Origin of the sequence: Pseudomonas graminis (assembly GCF_001705435.1) — a bacterium.
Taxonomy (GTDB): domain Bacteria; phylum Pseudomonadota; class Gammaproteobacteria; order Pseudomonadales; family Pseudomonadaceae; genus Aquipseudomonas; species Aquipseudomonas graminis_B.
In genome coordinates, this window is the sequence record NZ_MDEN01000050.1 from 40,202 (window position 1) to 57,710 (window position 17,509).

Genomic DNA, 17,509 nt, shown 5'->3' on the forward strand with positions numbered 1-17,509 from the left:
TTATCGCTCCGTGCCTTTGGCTGACTCGGCGTCGGCCGGCATCTGATCTGGCGCGGCCTGCACGGGAATCGCCGGCGTCGCGTCGGGTTTGACCCACCAGGTCACGGTGCCGATGTCGTAGAGCGGGGTTTTGCCCGGGTGGCCCAGGTGATCCCAGTACGCCACGCGCCAGGTCTTGATGTGCCAGTTCGGGATCACGTAGTACCCCCACAGCAGCGCGCGGTCGAGGGCGCGGGTGTGGTCGATCAGGCTCTGGCGCGAGTCGGCGTTGATCAAGCCGTTGACCAGCGTGTCGACCGCCGGGTCCTTGAGGCCGATCACGTTGTAGCTCCCCGGCTTGTCGGCGGCGGAGGAATCCCAGTATTCGCGCTGCTCGTTACCCGGCGAGCTCGACTGCGGGAAACTGCCGACGATCATGTCGTAGTCCCGTGAACGGCGGCGGGTGATGTACTGGGAGACATCGACCCGGCGGATTTCCAGATCAATGCCGATGTCGGCCAGGTTGCGCTTGTACGGCAGCAGCACGCGCTCGAATTCGGTCTGGGCGAGCAGAAACTCGATGGTGACCGGCTTGTTTTCGGTGTCGACCATCTTGTCGCCGACGATCTTCCAGCCGGCGTCCTTGAGCAGCTGGAACGCCTTGCGCTGTTGCTCGCGGATGATGCCGCTGCCATCGGTGACCGGCAGCTTGAATGCCTCGGTGAACACCGATTCCGGCAGCTTGCCGCGCAGGGGCTCGAGGATCTTCAGCTCGGCAGGCGTCGGCAGGCCTTCGGCGCCCATGTCGGAATTGTCGAAATAGCTTTTGGTGCGGGTGTAGCTGCCGAAGAACAGCTGCTTATTGGTCCACTCGAAGTCGAGCAACAGGCTGAGGGCCTGACGCACGCGCACGTCCTGGAACATCGGCTTGCGCAGATTGAAGATAAAGCCCTGCATGCCCTGGGGATTGCCGTTGGGGATTTCCTCCTTGATCAGGCGACCCTCTCTCACAGCCGGAACGTCATAGGCCGTCGCCCAGTTCTTCGCCGCCATCTCCTGCCAGAAGTCGAAAGCACCGGCTTTTAAAGCTTCGAGGGCCACCGTGTTGTCGCGGTAGTAGTCGGTGGACAGCCGATCAAAGTTGTAGAAGCCCTTGTTGATTGGCAGGTCCTTGCCCCAGTAATCCTTGACCCGCTCGTAGCGAACCGAGCGTCCGGCTTTGACTTCGACCACCTTGTACGGCCCGCTGCCCAGCGGGATTTCCAGGTTGCCCTTGCTGAAGTCGCGGGTGGCCCACCAGTGCTTGGGCAGCACTGGCAGCTGGCCGAGGATCAGCGGCAGTTCGCGGTTGTCGTTGTGCTTGAACTTGAACAGCACTGTGGTCGGGTTTTCGGCGACGGCCTGATCAACGTCCGCATAGTAACTGCGGTACAGCGGCGAGCCGTCCTTGATCAGGGTTTCGAAGCTGAACACCACGTCTTCGGCGCGGACCGGGTGGCCGTCATTGAATTTCGCTTCGGGCCGCAGGTAGAAACGCACCCAGCTGTTGTCCGGGGCTTTTTCGATCTTGCCGGCGATCAGGCCATATTCGGTGAAAGGCTCGTCCAGGCCCTGGCGGGCAAGGGTGTCGTAGATCAGGCCGATGTCGTCGGCAGGCACGCCTTTGCTGATGAACGGGTTGAGGCTGTCGAAGCCGCCAAACCCGGCGCTGCGCAGAATCCCGCCCTTGGGCGCGTCCGGGTTCACGTAATCGAAATGCTTGAAGTCCGCCGGGTATTTCGGCGCTTCGTTGTACAGGGTGATGGCGTGTTGCGGAGCCGCCTGGGTTGCACAGGTTACGCCCAGCAGCAGCGGGGCCAGCACGAACGGGCTCAGAAACAGGCCGCCGGCGCGGGTCAGGGAGCGCAGGGCAGTCATTGGGTTTTCTCCGAAGGCTTGAGCCACCACGCACGCAGGCCCAGGGTATAGGGCGGGGTGGTGACCATGGCGAACCGGTTGCGGTACGCCAGACGGTGATTATTGAGGTACCAGTTGGGGATCATGTAGTGCTGCCACAGCAACACGCGATCCAGTGCACGGGTCGCCGCCACCTGATCATCCCGGGTCTTCGCCGCCAACAGCTGGTTGAGCAGGTTGTCGACCACCGGGTTGGCGACGCCGGCGTAGTTTTTGCTGCCTTTGATGGTGGCCTGGCTGGAATGGAAGTACTGCCATTGCTCGAGCCCCGGGCTGAGGGTCTGGTTCAGGGTCATCAGAATCATGTCGAAATCGAACTGGTCCAGCCGCTGTTTGTACTGAGCGCGGTCAACGGTGCGCAGGTGCGCGTCGACGCCAATCCGCGTGAGGTCTTCGATGTAGGGCTGCAGGATTCGCTCCAGGTTGGGATTGACCAGAAGTATTTCGAGACGCAACGGCTGCCCTGCGCTGTTGGTCAAACCGCGCTCGGTGAATGTCCAGCCCGCGTCGGCCAGCAGCCCCAGCGCCTTGCGAATGGAATCCCGGGGCACGCCGCCGCCGTCGGTTTTCGACACCGCGAAGGGCTGGGTGAACAGCCTGGCCGGCAACTGCTCGCGGTAGGGGGCGAGCATGAGGAACTCACGACCGGCGGGCAGTCCGCTGGAGGTGAATTCGCTGTTGGGGTAGTAGCTGGTCGAGCGCATATAGGCGTCATTGAACAGCGTGCGGTTGGTCCACTCGAAGTTGAACATCACCCCCAGGGCTTCGCGCACACGGATGTCGGCGAACGCGCCGCGACGGGTGTTCATGAACAGCCCTTGGGTCTGCGTGGGGATCTGGTGCGGGATCTGCGCCTTGATCACCTTGCCCTCGGTCACCGCCGGGAAGTCATAACCGGTGAGCCAGTTCTTCGCCTGATGCTCGATGTAGATGTCGAACTCGCCCGCCTTGAACGCTTCGAACGCTACGTCGGCGTCGCGGTAGAACTCCACTTCGACGCGGTTGAAGTTGTACTTGCCGCGGTTGACCGGCAGGTCCTTGCCCCAATAGTCCTTCACCCGCTCGAACACCAGGCTGCGCCCCGGCCGCACCTGGGTGATGCGGTAGGGGCCGCTGCCCAACGGGGCCTCGAAGGAGGTGGCCTTGAAGTCGCGGTTCTTCCAGTAATGCTGCGGCAGAACCGGCAGTTCGCCGAGGCGCAGAATCAGTAATGGGTTGCCGGAGCGCTTGAACACGAAACGAATGCGGTGGCGGTTGAGGATGTCCACACGCTGCACTTCCTGCAACGCCGTGCGGTACTGCGGGTGACCGTCCTTCAGTAACGTTCTATAGGAAAACGCCACGTCGTAGGCGGTAATCGGCTTGCCGTCGTGAAAGCGCGCTTCGGGGCGCAGGTTGAACACCACCCAGCTGCGGTCGTCGCTGTACTCGACGGTTTTGGCGATCAGGCCGTAACTGGAGGTGGGTTCATCGCCGGAGGGGTCGTACTGTCCCGTGCCGACCATCAGTGGTTCGTTCAGCTCGCTGACGCCGTACTGGCCGAAGTTGGCCGTCGAAATCGGGCTGCTGCCCTTGAAGGTGTACGGGTTGAGGGTGTCGAACGTGCCGTTGGCCATGATTCGCAGGGTGCCAGCCTTCGGCGCCTCAGGATTGACCCAGTCGAAATGCGTGAAGCTGGCAGGGTACTTGAGGACGCCGAATTGTGCGTAACCATGGCTTTCGCTGATGGTCGCGGCGGCTGTCGTGCTCAAGACCAGGCTGAAAGTCAGCAGCAGGTGACGTATCAAGTCGGCGGTCGATCCAGGCAGCGGTCGGTCACAGTAACAGCTTGTATCGGCTGGAAAAAGGGCAGGGCGGAGGTGTCAGGCTGACGCAACATCTGTAGGAGCGTGGCTTGTCCCGCGATCTGCCGGGGACCGGCAGTAAATCCTGAGAGTGCGGTATGCCTGGCAGATCGTGAACAGAGGTTTTACGACGACTTTGTCGCCGATCGCGGGACAAGCCACGCTCCTACAAAGAGCATCGGCGTTGCCTGCGACTCATCAGTGCGGCAGGTACACCGTCAGTGTCTGCCCTGGCTTGAGGGCCTGGCCGCTGCGCGGATTCCAGCGCTTGAGGTGCTGCATTTCGACGTTGAAGCGCTTGGCGACGAGGTACATCGAATCGCCTTTCTGGATCTTGTACTGCATCGACTTCTTGCCGGCGTCTTCACCCCTGGCGCTGTTGTCAGCCTTGGCCACGGCGCGTGAGCTGGCTTTCGCCGGTTTGCTGTTGTCCTGCATGACCAGCGTCTGGCCGACCTTGAGGTTCTGGCCGGACAGCTTGTTCCAGTGCTGTAAATCCTTGACGTCGACCTTGTTGATGCGCGCGATCTGCACCAGGTTGTCGCCCTTCTTCACCCTGTAGCTGCGGGTGCGCGCCGGCTTTTCGTCCACCTCGGCGACTTCTTCGAACACCGGCATCGCGTACTGCATGCCGGGCTGCACCGGAATCGTCAGCGCCTGGCCGCGTTTCACCTGATTGCCGGACAACTTGTTGATGTCCTTGAGGGTGCTGGTCGACACCTTGTAGCGGCTGGCGATGCTGGCCAGGCTGTCGCCCGGACGCACGCGATATTGCTGCCAGTCGACCAGTTCTTCAGGCTTCATGTTCGACAGGTTGGCGGTCAGCAACTGGGATTTCGACGTCGGCACCAGCAGGTGCTGAGGGCCGTCGATGGTCAGACGCTTCTTGAACGCGGGGTTGAGCTGCACCAGCTCGTCCTCGTCGATGTTCGCCATGGCGGCGACTTTCGACAGGTCCATGCGCTGATTCAACTCGACGACCTGGAAGTACGGCTTGTTGTCGATCGGGTTGAGGTTGACGCCATAGGCGTCGGGCGACATCACCACCTGGGACAGCGCCAGCAATTTAGGCACGTAATCGCGGGTTTCCTGCGGCAGCGGCAGGTTCCAGTAATCGGTGGGCAGGTTGAGCTTTTCGTTGCGTTCGATGGCGCGGCTGACCGTGCCTTCGCCGGCGTTATAGGCCGCCAGTGCCAGCAGCCAGTCACCGTTGAACATGTCGTGCAGCTTGGTCAGGTAGTCCAGCGCTGCGGTAGTGGACGCGGTGATGTCGCGGCGGCCGTCGTAGAAATTGGTTTGACGCAGGTTGAAGTAGCGGCCGGTGGACGGAATGAACTGCCAGATCCCCGCCGCATCGCTGCGCGACAAGGCCATCGGGTTGTACGCGCTCTCGATCACCGGCAGCAACGCCAGTTCGAGGGGCATGTTGCGCTCCTCCAGCCGCTCGACGATGTAGTGCATGTACAGGCTGCCGCGGTTACCGGCCGTCTCGAGGAACGACGGGTTGTTGGCGTACCAGAGGCGTTGCTGATCGATGCGTGGGTTGAGGTCGTTGCCGTCTTGCAGCTGAAAACCCTGACGCATGCGCTCCCACACATCATGGGGCGGGGCGAGGGGCACGGGTTTGCGTGCGATGTAAACAGGTTTTGGTTTGGTGCTGGCGACGGGATGGGCGGCGCTGGCGCCGTTCCCGGATTCGAGGCCGCCGGTGCTCTGGCAGCCTGCCAATGTCGCGCTCGCGACCACTGCGATTGCCTGGGCCAACCGAGTCAATGTGTCGGAATTAAAGGTTTTGCGTATAGATGACGACATTGGCTGGGGGATAGTTCCAGGCGAAAATGTCGGGCGATTCTAGAAAGTGACTGGTGAACGGTCAACCTTTCAGAATTTCCGTGCTGATTCGCAGCCTGTTTAGAACTTATCTTTCCATGCCCGCAACACGGCAAAGACCTCTGTGGCCGTCGCGTTATGGGTTCCGCTCCGTTCGTCTGCTTTTTGTTTCACGGAGATGACGGCGGCTCGCAGAAACGGATTGGTCTTGCGCTCCAGTGCCAGCGTCGACGGCACACTGATACGATTTTGTGCACGCCATTGCGTCACTTCTTCAAAACGCTGCAGCACGTCGGCGTTGTCCGGTTCAACCGCCACGGCGAAGCGCAAATTGCTCAAGGTGTACTCGTGGGCGCAGTAGACGAGGGTGCTGTCGGGCAGCTCGGCGAGTCGGCTCAGGGAATGATGCATCTGCTGCGGGGTGCCTTCGAACAAGCGGCCGCAACCGGCGGCGAACAGTGTGTCGCCGCAGAACAGCAGTGGCTGTTGTGCGTCGGCATGGTAAAAGGCGATGTGGCCCAGGGTGTGGCCGGGGACCGCATGGACGCTGAATGTCAGGCCGAGTACGGTGAGCTGATCGTTGTCGGACAGGGCCACGTCCCGCGCCGGAATCTTCTCATTGGCCGGGCCGTAGACCTTGGCGTCGGTGAGTGTTTTCAGTTGCGCGACGCCGCCGGTGTGGTCGGCGTGGTGATGGGTGATGAGAATGTCGGTCAGGCGCCAGTCCGGGTTGCGCTCAAGCCAGGCGATGACGGGGGCGGCATCACCCGGGTCAACCACGGCGCAGCGTTTGACGGCATTGTCTTGTAACAACCAGATGTAGTTATCGCTGAAAGCGGGCAGGGCATCGACCTGTATCATGGCGCGGTTCGCTTGGCTGGAAACATAGAGAAGCATCTTAGGGTCTGAACAGACTCGAGGCGAGTCTCTATCGCAATGACCCTCTCATGGAGACCGGAAATGACCGATGAAGCGTTCGCCCAGGCCGATCCCGAGTGGCTTGAGCTGATCAGCGCCGCCCGCGACTGGCTGTCCGGGCCCCTGGGGCAGTTGTTGCTGGAAGAAGAAAGCCGTGTGCTGGAGCAAGAGCTCGAGCGTTTTTTTGGCGGTTATCTGGTGCATTACGGCCCGTCGGCGCAAACCCCGCCGGCGGCGAAGCAAGTGCAGCGCAACGTGCGACTGGGCGCGCCGTTGCCGGGCGTCGAGATTGTCTGCGAAGAGCAGGCCTGGCCTTTGAGCGAGCACGCCGCGGATGTGGTGGTCATGCAGCACGGTCTGGATTTCTGTCTGTCGCCCCACGGCCTGTTGCGCGAAGCCGCCAGCAGCGTGCGTCCCGGCGGGCATCTGGTGATCGTCGGGATCAACCCCTGGAGCACCTGGGGCATCCGCCATTTCTTCGCCAATGATGCCCTGCGCAGGGCGCGCTGCATCTCGCCATCGCGGGTCGGCGACTGGCTTAACCTGCTGGGCTTCGCGCTGGAGAAACGCCGCTTCGGGTGCTATCGTCCGCCGCTCGCTTCGCCCAAGTGGCAGGCTCGTCTGGCCGGGCTCGAACGTCTCGGCGATGGCTGGCAAAGTCCCGGCGGCGGCTTCTATCTATTGATCGCGCGCAAGATGAGTGTAGGGCTGCGGCCCGTGCGCATGCCGCGCCGCGAGCCCATGGGCAAACTGCTGCCTCTGCCGATGGCCAAGGTCAATCGGCGCACGCCCGAGCCTTGATTCACCGGCTGACGCCACGCTTTCTCAATTTCTGGAAACATCGTAATGAGCGATACCGTAGAACTCTTCACCGATGGCGCCTGCAAGGGCAACCCCGGCCCTGGCGGCTGGGGTGCGTTGCTGGTGTGCAAAGGCGTTGAAAAAGAACTCTGGGGCGGTGAAGCCAACACCACCAATAACCGTATGGAGCTGCTCGGCGCCATTCGCGGTCTCGAAGAACTGAAGCGGCCGTGTGAAGTGATCCTGGTGACCGACTCGCAGTACGTGATGAAAGGCATCACCGAGTGGATGGTCAACTGGAAGAAGCGCGGCTGGAAGACGGCAGCGAAGGAGCCGGTAAAAAACGCCGATCTGTGGAAGCAGCTGGACGAGCAGGTCGGCCGGCACAATGTGAGCTGGAAGTGGGTGCGCGGCCACATTGGCCATCCGGGTAACGAGCGCGCTGACCAGTTGGCGAACCGCGGCGTGGATGAAGTGCGCGGTATCAAGCACGGCTAGGTAGCATCGAGCGCTATTGCCTGCTCTCGGCTGGGCCCTTCCTTCGTCAGGATTCCTTCACTCCGGTCTCGCTCCGTGGGCCTGCGTTCAGCCTGGACCCAAGTCGCGTTTGGCGGTGACTGATCCTTTGGCGTATGAAGATCAAAAGCAAATCAAAAGCTTCCCGGCTGAAGCCGGTCCCACTGACCCACCGCGTACCCACTGTAGGACTGGCTTTAGCCGGGAAGAGGCCAGCATGACCGACATCAATGTCGTGGCAAACAATCCTTGTGTGCGGTCTGGCAAGGTTGCGCACATCGCAAAACCGCCATGCTAATATCCGCGCCTGAAGCTGAGGCGGTAGGCAATGACTGTACAAAACATCATCACTGAACGAAGGGTTGTCCTCGATACCGAGACCACCGGTATGCCCGTCACCGACGGCCACCGGGTCATCGAAATCGGCTGCGTCGAGCTGATTGGCCGGCGTCTGACCGGGCGGCATTTCCACGTTTACCTGCAACCGGACCGGGAGAGTGACGAGGGCGCCATTGGCGTTCACGGCATCACCGACCAGTTCCTGATCGGTAAACCGCGTTTCGCTGAAGTCGCCGACGAGTTCTTCGAGTTCGTCAAAGGCGCGCAGCTGATCATCCACAACGCGGCGTTCGACGTCGGCTTTCTGAACAACGAATTCGCCCTGATCGGCCAGCACGATCGCGCCAATCTCAGCAGTTACTGCACGATCCTCGACACCCTGGCCATGGCCCGCGAGCGTCATCCGGGCCAGCGCAACAGCCTTGATGCGCTGTGCAAACGCTACGACGTCGACAACTCCGGCCGTGAGCTTCACGGCGCATTGCTCGACTCCGAGATTCTCGCGGAAGTCTATCTGGCGATGACCGGTGGCCAGACGACCCTGTCGCTGGCCGGCAACAACGACGGAGAGGGCGGTGCCGATCGCCCATCGGAGATCCGCCGCATCGCCAACCGCACGCCGGGACGCATCATCGTCGCCAGCGAGGCCGAACTGGCGGAGCACGAAGCGCGGCTTGCCGTGATTGCCAAATCCGCCGGTGCCCCGGCCCTGTGGACCCAGTTGCTCGAAGCGCAGGCTCAGGCCCGGGCGGAAGCCTGAAGGCGGCAGCGGCCTTCATAGAAGGTGATGTCGATCCCGGTAATCGGGCAGGAGGCCCATGGTGAACACGTCCAGCCCGACTTTCAGCATTCGTGTCGCTGACGAATGCTTCGAGGATTACATCCTCAACAGCGAGTTCACCTTCACCGTCACCGGCTATGCCCGGGTGCAGATCGGCGAGCCCGTGGCGCAGTGGCACGTCGATGCCGTCGAGCCTTACCTGAAAAATTACGGCATCGATTCCGAAGAGTTCTGCAATTATCGGGACGCCGCCGACGGCACGGTGCTGGTGGCCTGGCTCGATGAGCAGCCGGTCGGGCATGTGGTGGTCAGCGAGCACTGGAACGGTTTCGCTCACATCGACGAACTGGCGGTCGATACCGGGGCGCGACGCAATGGCGTGGCACAAAAGCTGCTGGACGTGGCGCAGTTCTGGAGCCGCAAGCGCGGGCTGCCGGGCATCACCCTGGAAACCCAGAACAACAATCTGGAGGCGTGCCGGTTATATGAGCGCTACGGGTTTGTGGTCGGCGGGGTCGATCATCTGCGGTATCGCGCGATAGAACCGTTGACGCAGGAGGCGGCGATTTTCTGGTATTTGTTGTTCGACGCGCCGGGCGTCGATTGAAGCGGCAAGCCCCTCTGACCTGACTCGTGGCCGCAGGATGTGAGCGGCCTGAGTAGAAAGAGGCGGGCTTGCAGCGGTGTTTCAATGCTCTCGTATGAGCTTGACCTTGCCCTGAATCAACTCGAATTCCTCTCCGCCCAGGTGTTTGACGCGGTCGCCAATGGCCAGGCGATAAGTGGAAACGGGCTCCTTTCCATCAGCCTCGTCAGGCTGTGATTCACGGAATTCATGCACCGAGTAAACGCGTCCCTCCGCATCCCTCGCATGAAATTGCCCAACTAGAACTGAAGCCATTTGCTTTGTAACCTCTGGAAATAACTGCTCGTTTTCGCTCGCATCCTAACACCGCGAGTGAATAAACCGTGTCCGCTTGTAAGGTAATTCCCAAATTTGTCCGGGGACCTTATTCGCCTAAGGCAGTCAGACCGCCGTTTCCGGGGGGAGTTTTCGGCGATCCGAAAAATAGTCGCGACCGACGGTAGCACGGCCCGCCCAAAGCAGGGGCCGATAACCCACGGGCCAGCATCGAACGCTTCGATGATTAGCAACGGAAAAACAACACAGAATTGCACTCATGTTTCATCTATAACTGTTGTCTCCTCCCACAGCAGAAGGTCCGTTTCATGAGCCAGGTTCATTCGATTGCAGTCATCGTCGGCAGCTTGAGGAAAGACTCCATCAACCGCAAAGTGGCCCACGCACTGGCTGAGCTGGCGCCGTCCAGCCTGAAGCTGAGCATCGTCGAAATCGGCGACCTGCCGTTGTACAACGAAGACATCGACGCGGATTCGCCGCCTGCCGCTTACACCGCCTTCCGTCAGGCCCTGCAGGGCGCAGACGGGTTTCTGTTCGTCACCCCCGAATACAACCGTTCAGTGCCGGGCGCGCTGAAAAACGCCATCGACGTTGGCTCGCGGCCCTACGGCAAAAGCGCATGGGGCAGCGCCAAACCGGCGGCCGTGGTCAGTGCGTCGCCCGGGGCGATCGGTGGTTTTGGCGCCAACCAGCATTTGCGCCAGTGCTTCGTGTTCCTCGACGTGCTGTGCATGCAGCAACCGGAAGCCTACCTGGGCAACGCCGGCACCTTCTTTGACGAACACGGCAAGCTGAGCGAGAAAACCCGCCCGTTCCTGCAGAACATCATCGATGCATTCGCCGGCCACGTTGCGCGCACCTTGAAAGCCTGATCATCTGTACCGTCTTTCGGTGAAAGGGCCTGCGCGCAACGCCGCGTGCCGGCCCCTCGCACCCACCGCGCAAGATCGTCGCGCCTTCGTCAGTCAATCCTGAATTTCCTTGCCCGTGTATAGCGTTATGTACCGCAATCGCGGTGGACTTCTTCCCTACGCTCCCAGCTTTTCCTGCCCATGCCCGGCCAATGCCGGCCGTGGGCGCTTGTGCTCAAGGAGTTGTCATGTCCACCGTTACCACCACGTACTTCAACAGCGCGTCATTGCGACGGCGCTTCCTCGAAGAACTCGACCGCGCCGTCACTGCCGATCTTCTCGTGTCATCCGAACAGACTTGGCTGAAACGCGCAGCAGGCGCGCCGGCAACCGATGATGCCGATCCGGTCCGAGTGGATCGGCTGCTGCTCAATGACGGCCTGCCCAACTCGCTGGAGCTCAGCGCGGCGTTGATGTTCAGCCATGGCCAGACCGCCGATCCGCGTGTGTTTCTGTTTACCCTGGCGTCCGGTGTTGAAGCTTTCGAGGATCGCGCACAGCTTTTGGCGACGCTGCTCAGGCGATTTGCCAACGATGATCCATTGGCCTCGTTCGAATACGAAAAAATCGACGGCGATGCTTTCCAGGCGCAAATGGAAGCCATCGTTGAGTACCAGGCCCATTCAGTCAGGCAGTTCACCGACCAGTTGAAGCTGATCCCGGACCTGATCGGCGCGGTCAATTCGTCCCTGGCCCTGCAGCTGCGCCGGCTGTTGCCGGATCAGCAGATGGATCCGGCGACGCACCTCATGCGCCTGGTGCAGCCGGCTTCCAGTGCCGAAGAAGAACTCGTGTTCAGGACCCAGACGCTGGTTCAAACGGCGTATGAAGCCGTGTGCCGTGCCGAGCTGGACCAGGGCGTGACGATGCAGTACCTGGATGCGCAGGGGCGAGTGGCGAGCGACAGCGATGCGGCGTTGTTCGCTCAGGCCATACGCGAGACGATTCCTGCGGTGCCTGCTCGATTCGCCCAATTGCTAAGCGACTATTGGGGGCAGCGACACGCGGCCGGTTCGTGCCGTGACATGGCCATGCAAATTTACGCCACGAGCCTGTGCCATGAGCTCTACCGTTATGGCCACGAGGCGAATCTCACTCGGCAGGAGCAAGCGTTGTTGCGGCCGTTGCTCGTGGCCGGGCCGCGCTTCACCGCATCAGACGCCGAGTTCCACTGCAGTCGTCTCGCGCTGCATGTGCCGGGCGGCCCTGCAAAGCCACTGGCCGGCACCCTGGTCTTCGATATCAGCCCGGCAGCGTTGCCGTTGCTGTGGTTTACGCCGGAGCACGGCCTGCGCCGATTCGCCAATCTGACGGCGCTGAGTGCCTTTTGCTCAACCCCGGAAGGACGCGAGATGCTCCGCCCGACACTGGCGCTGGCCGATCAGCCCCTGTTGCTGCGCGAAGGCGCCCTGTCCCTTTCGATGCAACGCATCAGCGGGCCCCTGCTGGGCGAACGGATTGACTCCATCCTTGCGCTGCAGGCGCGCAATCTGCAGTTCGTCACGGGGTTGTCGACCGAGTCGGAAATGATCTCGGCGATGTACGACGATGCGCTGGACGTGCGCCAACTGATCGACCCTCGTCAACTGCACTTCAGCGCCGGACGCTGGCGCCGGGAGCAGCCGATGGACTTCGCTGCCGTCTGGTGCAGCAGCGCCAACGATGACTTGGTGGTGGCTGTCACGGAGCCAGAGAGCATTGGCAGTCAACTGTCAGCGTCCTACCCTTCCCAGCCGACCCAACTGCAACCAACGCCGCCTTCCTGGCTGGAGCGAACCCAAGTGTTCGATGCCAATGCGGCGCATCTGCGCGAGCTGGACAACGTCCTTGCCGGCTACGCCGAGCAGGCGCTGCAACGATATCTGTGCGTGGCGTCGGCCCGGGGATTGCGCGCGAGCGAGGTGCGGGTGCGCTGGCTGGAGTCGCTGCCGCTGGGCTCCTCCAATGTGGAACCAGACTCCGTCGCCATCAGTGAGACCTTGAGTGCCACGTCGATGGATCTGGTGGCGCTGTTGCTGGAGCGCGTCAGCGGACACCGTTGCGATCCGCTCGAATCGTCGGCGCAGGTGCTGCTCACCGCCCAGGCCGCGGGGGCACACCTGGATATCGAGCTCATCCGCTTCATGCTCAAGCGGGTGGCGGCGGATTTCATCGAACGTTATCTCGACCACTTCAGGCGCTTGCGCACGGGCCTTGCGCGTCTGGGCGACAGGCAGCTGCAACCGGTTGCCATGGCGCTGGTCCTCAGGGAAGACACGTTGCGGCTCGATCTGGCACTGCGCCAGCGAATGGAGCAGGTGACAAGCGCGTCGGCGAGCATGGTCATGCAAGTGCTGAACGCGCCGGTCCGCGCGCAGAGGACCGAGCCGGGGGCGCCGACCACTGAAGTGTTTGCGGTGTCGCTGGTCTACGGCCCACAGCCGGGGGCCACCCTCAGTGACTCAATGGCCCTCTGGCAACCCTTGGCCCTCGATGCGGGCGTGATGTTCTGGAGCAGCCAGCTGGGCTGGGAGTATTTCGTCTCCAAGCAGGCATTGAGCGACAAAATAGGCAGTCGCTTGCGTGGCGCTCATAGTGAGCGTTGGCTGGCGCTTTTGGGGGAACGCGACCGTGTGCTGCTGCGCAGCCACCTGCAAGCACACCCTGCGGGTCCGATTCGCATTCATTTCAGTCATCGCGCCGGCCACGCGATCGAGGCGTTGCAGCAAAGCGTGTTTGACCGACAGTCACAGAACCTCCAGCAGATGTGCGCCCGCGCCCGGCGTTGTCGCTTTGAAGCCGGGCTGTTCACGCGCCTTGCCCGGGCCACCGAGCTGGACACGCAATTGATCGAGATGCTCGATGCGCTGTCGGTGCGGATCGACAACACGCTGTTTCAAGAGCTGCTGCCGGACTGGCTGAAGGCGGCATCGCCCAACGACCTTCGAGCGTATAACGCGATATGGCGTCGTTTCTTTCTGGCCAGCGACGGCGAGGAAGACTTTCTCTTCGACATCCCGACGCTCTCGGATTACGCACGCGACCGGCTGCTCGAACAGATGCGCAAGGATTTTCCCGAGCATGTCCTGCACCCCGACGAGATTACCGTCACCCAGCGCCGCTACGTTGCGGCGCCCACCGGCGTTGGCCAGATCCCGTCAGGGATTCCGGCCGCCACCCTCGTGCACAGTGAGACGCTGACCGATTACGCGATCAATCGCTTTTCCGACATCCCGGACGGTGTATTAAGCATCAATGACGCCGACGACCCAGAGGCAGCCCGCCTGATCACGCCCGATTACCTGCGCAGCACGGTGCGAAAGCTGGACGTCGGCACAGGATTCAGGACGCTGCTGCGTCAGACGTTGAACCCCGCGGATGCCAAATGGGTGAGGCGCAACAAGCTGTTTATCGACCAGCTGCCACCGATGATGCAGGCGGTGGCGATGCAGCAGAAGCTTGAAGGACAGCTGAGCGCCGAAGCCTACGCGTTCATCTCGCGTGTGGTTGAGATGCCTGACGGGATCGCCCGTGAACCGGTCAACGGGGTGCGCGTCATTATCAGTGCGTTGCGGCTGGTCGCCGACGCAGGCATGACGCCCGACATCCTCAAGGGCATTTATCTGATCTGCGCCGAGGCGGGCGCCAGCGGTCCGGTTATCCTGCACGCCGTGTTCCACCGCGATTTTGTCTTCCGCGAGTACACCAGCCTCTCGGCGCTGGAGGCCGATATCCGCAGCGATGCGAGCCTGCAAGCGTTGTTGTTGCAGCGAGTGGACCCGGAAGTTCGCAAGCGGTATGAACACGGCGGCTTCATTGAGCCTCACCTGCCGTTCTTTGCGCAGGGGTTCGGGGATGTGCCGACACACACACCGGGTCCGGTCACGGTGTCACTGGCTGAGGAAAACGGCAACTCGCTGCAGTTCATGTTCACCGACACCATGAGCCTGCTGGTGGACATCGGTGAGTCCGACACGGTCACGAATCAGGAGGCTGATCACGCGTCGCGCCAGTTTCTGGCGTCCCTTGGCCTTGAGCAGGCACTGAGTGTCATGCCCGGCAAGCTTGGCACGATGATCGCGCTGTGGCAGAGCCATACGTTGTTTCGTGCGTCAGCTGCGTCGGCCTCCGGGCGTCATTGGGGGGAAGCCCTCTCCGAATTTTCTGCCGCCCTGGGCGTCATGATGACGGCCCGGGACCAGGCTGAAAAAGACGAGTTGATCAGCGCCGATCTGGTGGAGGGCGAGGAGGTGCCTGCGCCGGTGTTCTTCTGGGGAGGCGCCACGCTCACGGGCGAGCAGCTGACCCGTCTGCATGCGCTGGAGGCCCGGAACGTCTCGCTCAAGGACTTGCGCCGGGACGACCTGCTGAGTCTGTTCATGAACACGGAAAACGGCAGGGCGTATGCGGCTGTTTCCGGGCGGGTCTATGAAGTGCGCCGTCAGGCCGAAAGTGGCCGCTGGATGATTATCGGCCCCGACCGATCGCCCGGCCCGTGCCTGAAGCTGGACGACAGGCAGCGCTGGCAGCTGGATATCGAGTCCGGTCTGAAGGGCGGCGGCGGGGCCATGACCAAGCTGCGGACCCACGCTGCCGATGTCAGTGCTGACGACGTGCTGCTTATCGAGGCCAGCGGCATGGCCGACATACGCACCTTCTATCGGGAGCGCGCCCAGCGTATCGGTGAAGCCCATCTGCAGGCCAAAAGGTACCTCGAAAATGCGCTGGATAACCTCAACGTGCATGCCCCCGGCACGCCGCTGGACCCGAGGGTTACGCAGATCATTGGCGACTTTTTCGGGGTCAGTGAGCCCGGACAAGAGCTGCTGGTCGACACCGAACGCGCGGTCAAGGCGCTGTTTGATGAAGTGATGGATGCGTCGCTGTCACCCTATTCTTCGCCACGGTTTGTGGTGGGCACCAACCGCCCGGGGCGGGAGGGCACCATGGGCTTCGTCATTAAACGAGACCCGAAAAAGCGCGTGTTTCTGACCGACCGGTATTTTGATGCGCCGCCGTTTCCACTGAAGCCTGAGGCGGCGAACGAAGGGTTCGATTGCCCGGCCCATTACCGCGCGGCCACCTTGATCCATGAACTCTCGCATCTGGTGCTCGATACCCACGACATCGCCTACCTGGAAAGCACGTCGCCGTATCCGGACCTGCTGCAGGAAAACAATGCCTACAACATCAAGTTGAAGGGAGACATTGAGCGCATGCAGTCGTCCGGGTTGTCGCATCTGAGCATCAAACGGGAGCTTTTTCTGCAATTGACGGACGGGGAGTGGCGCGATTTCGATGAGGAGGAGAGTTTCGAATACGACGCGATCCTGAAGCTCACCAAGTGCAAGACCCTGGACGATGCCCGTGATGTGTTTATGAGCGATGCCCAGAAACGCAGCCGGGTTATTCTGGCCAACGCCGATTCGGTGACCCTGTTGGTGCTGCGGCTGGGGCGCCGCAGCTTTGTCGTGCCGAGCCCTTCGCCGGGCGGCCGCTGAGTGACAGACGCCGAGCCTTCAGGCTCGGCGTCTGCTCCTTGATGGGCAGGCGCCGGTATTGGCGAGCCGGCACGTCCCTTACAGCGAGTAGTGGCGCAGCTCGCGGGCGATCAAAAGGCGCTGGATTTCGCTGGAGCCTTCGTAGATCTGGGTGATCCGCGCGTCTCGGTAGTATCGTTCCACCGGGTAATCTTCCAGATAGCCGTAGCCGCCGTGAATCTGCACCGCCTTGGAACAGACCCATTCGGCCATTTCCGAGGCGAACAGCTTGGCCTGGGACGCTTCCGACAGACAGGGTTTGCCCGCCGTTCTCAAGCGCGCGGCGTGCAGGACCAGCAGCCGTGAGGCGTTGATGCGGGTGTGCATGTCGGCCAGCAGATTGGCGACGCTCTGGTGCTCGATGATCGGCTTGTCGAACTGCACCCGCTCACGGGCGTAGCCCAGTGCCGCCTCGAATGCCGCACGGGCGATGCCCAGGGCCTGGGCGGCAATGCCGATGCGTCCGCCTTCCAGGTTTGAAAGGGCAATGGACAGTCCCTTGCCGCGTTCACCCAAGAGGTTTTCCGCCGGAATCCGGCAATCGCTCAGGGTCACGGCGCAGGTGTCGGATGCACGGATACCCATCTTGTGTTCCATGCGGTCGACGCGGTAGCCGGGGTTGTCGGTGGGCACCAGAAACGCTGACAGGCCGCGCTTGCCCAGCTCCGGGTCGGTCACCGCGAAGACGATCGCCAGCTGTGCGCGCTTGCCGTTGCTGACGAACTGCTTGGCGCCGTTGAGCACCCACTCGCCGTCTTTCAATTCGGCACGGGTGCGCAGGTTGTGGGCTTCGGAGCCGGCCTGGGGTTCGGTCAGGCAGAAGCAGCCGATGGCCTGGCCGCTGGCGAGTTTTTCCAGCCATTGTTGTTTCTGGGCGCCGCTGCCGTAATTGAGCACCGGCCCGCAGCCCACCGAGCTGTGCACGCTCATGAGCGTACCGGTGGCGCCGTCGGCGGCAGAGATTTCTTCGACGGCCAGCGCATAGGCGACGTAGTCGATATAGCTGCCGCCCCATTCCTCGGGGACGATCATGCCGAGCAGGCCCAATTCGCCCATCTTTGCGACGAGCGCGTCGTCGATCCAGCCGGCCTTTTCCCAGGCCTGGGCATGGGGCGCGATTTCATTGCGCGCGAAGTCCCGCGCCATGTCGCGGATCATCACTTGTTCTTCGGTCAGTTCAAGATCTTGCATAG

12 protein-coding genes are annotated in these 17,509 nt (G+C 61.9%); 6 read left to right on the top strand and 6 right to left on the bottom strand.

The features are described from left to right. The 4 genes from BBI10_RS02570 to gloB form a co-directional block, all read right to left on the bottom strand. Nucleotides 1-1,896, bottom strand: a complete 1,896-nt coding sequence (locus BBI10_RS02570; protein WP_065986455.1) for an extracellular solute-binding protein — start codon at nt 1,894-1,896, stop codon at nt 1-3. After that, complete coding sequence (locus BBI10_RS02575) at nt 1,893-3,722, bottom strand: extracellular solute-binding protein (RefSeq protein WP_065986456.1); 1,830 nt, start codon at nt 3,720-3,722, stop codon at nt 1,893-1,895. The genes BBI10_RS02570 and BBI10_RS02575 overlap by 4 nt, the downstream gene beginning before the upstream one ends. Nucleotides 3,723-3,977: 255 nt before the next feature. Beyond that, nucleotides 3,978-5,591: a lytic transglycosylase gene (locus BBI10_RS02580; protein ID WP_065986458.1), complete on the bottom strand. Its 1,614-nt coding sequence runs from the start codon at nt 5,589-5,591 to the stop codon at nt 3,978-3,980. A 99-nt stretch (nt 5,592-5,690) separates the two neighbouring features. Continuing rightward, nucleotides 5,691-6,470, bottom strand: coding sequence for a hydroxyacylglutathione hydrolase (gloB, locus tag BBI10_RS02585; protein ID WP_065986549.1), 780 nt, complete (start codon nt 6,468-6,470; stop codon nt 5,691-5,693). 99 nt (nt 6,471-6,569) lie between these two features. On the opposite strand from gloB, the gene BBI10_RS02590 reads away from it, so the two are divergent. From BBI10_RS02590 to BBI10_RS02605, 4 genes are all read left to right on the top strand, one after another. Next, on the top strand, nt 6,570-7,328 hold the full coding sequence (locus BBI10_RS02590) for a class I SAM-dependent methyltransferase (RefSeq protein ID WP_065986459.1): 759 nt from the start codon (nt 6,570-6,572) through the stop codon (nt 7,326-7,328). A 45-nt stretch (nt 7,329-7,373) separates the two neighbouring features. Beyond that, nucleotides 7,374-7,826 (top strand): ribonuclease HI, encoded by a 453-nt coding sequence (gene rnhA, locus BBI10_RS02595; protein ID WP_065986461.1) that lies wholly within the window; start codon nt 7,374-7,376, stop codon nt 7,824-7,826. 364 nt (nt 7,827-8,190) lie between these two features. Beyond that, nucleotides 8,191-8,943, top strand: a complete 753-nt coding sequence (gene dnaQ / locus BBI10_RS02600; RefSeq protein WP_141695099.1) for a DNA polymerase III subunit epsilon — start codon at nt 8,191-8,193, stop codon at nt 8,941-8,943. 61 nt (nt 8,944-9,004) lie between these two features. Further along, nucleotides 9,005-9,571, top strand: a complete 567-nt coding sequence (locus tag BBI10_RS02605; RefSeq protein WP_141695096.1) for a GNAT family N-acetyltransferase — start codon at nt 9,005-9,007, stop codon at nt 9,569-9,571. Between the two features lie 81 nt (nt 9,572-9,652). Here the strand turns inward: BBI10_RS02605 and BBI10_RS26385 are convergent, their stop codons facing one another. Next, entirely contained in the window at nt 9,653-9,865 is a 213-nt protein-coding gene (locus tag BBI10_RS26385) for a hypothetical protein (protein ID WP_083232993.1), read from the bottom strand. A gap of 329 nt (nt 9,866-10,194) precedes the next feature. Here BBI10_RS26385 and BBI10_RS02610 point away from each other — a divergent pair, with 329 nt between their 5' ends. Beyond that, entirely contained in the window at nt 10,195-10,758 is a 564-nt protein-coding gene (locus BBI10_RS02610) for an NADPH-dependent FMN reductase (RefSeq protein WP_065986466.1), read from the top strand. 227 nt (nt 10,759-10,985) lie between these two features. Then, the gene (locus tag BBI10_RS02615; protein ID WP_065986470.1) at nt 10,986-16,277 is read left to right on the top strand and encodes a dermonecrotic toxin domain-containing protein; all 5,292 of its coding nucleotides are present in this window, start codon (nt 10,986-10,988) and stop codon (nt 16,275-16,277) included. 78 nt (nt 16,278-16,355) lie between these two features. On the opposite strand, the gene BBI10_RS02620 is transcribed toward BBI10_RS02615, so the two are convergent. Further along, the gene (locus tag BBI10_RS02620) at nt 16,356-17,507 is read right to left on the bottom strand and encodes an acyl-CoA dehydrogenase family protein (protein WP_065986472.1); all 1,152 of its coding nucleotides are present in this window, start codon (nt 17,505-17,507) and stop codon (nt 16,356-16,358) included. Nucleotides 17,508-17,509 lie beyond the last annotated feature (2 nt).

What these genes read in the sequence shown, in the direction of transcription:
- BBI10_RS02570 (WP_065986455.1), bottom strand. Translation starts at nt 1,896, where the DNA reads ATGACTGCCCTGCGCTCCCTGACCCGCGCCGGCGGCCTGTTTCTGAGC.
- BBI10_RS02580 (WP_065986458.1), bottom strand. Translation starts at nt 5,591, where the DNA reads ATGTCGTCATCTATACGCAAAACCTTTAATTCCGACACATTGACTCGG.
- gloB (WP_065986549.1), bottom strand. Translation starts at nt 6,470, where the DNA reads ATGATACAGGTCGATGCCCTGCCCGCTTTCAGCGATAACTACATCTGG.
- BBI10_RS02590 (WP_065986459.1), top strand. Translation starts at nt 6,570, where the DNA reads ATGACCGATGAAGCGTTCGCCCAGGCCGATCCCGAGTGGCTTGAGCTG.
- rnhA (WP_065986461.1), top strand. Translation starts at nt 7,374, where the DNA reads ATGAGCGATACCGTAGAACTCTTCACCGATGGCGCCTGCAAGGGCAAC.
- BBI10_RS26385 (WP_083232993.1), bottom strand. Translation starts at nt 9,865, where the DNA reads ATGGCTTCAGTTCTAGTTGGGCAATTTCATGCGAGGGATGCGGAGGGA.
- BBI10_RS02610 (WP_065986466.1), top strand. Translation starts at nt 10,195, where the DNA reads ATGAGCCAGGTTCATTCGATTGCAGTCATCGTCGGCAGCTTGAGGAAA.
- BBI10_RS02615 (WP_065986470.1), top strand. Translation starts at nt 10,986, where the DNA reads ATGTCCACCGTTACCACCACGTACTTCAACAGCGCGTCATTGCGACGG.
- BBI10_RS02620 (WP_065986472.1), bottom strand. Translation starts at nt 17,507, where the DNA reads ATGCAAGATCTTGAACTGACCGAAGAACAAGTGATGATCCGCGACATG.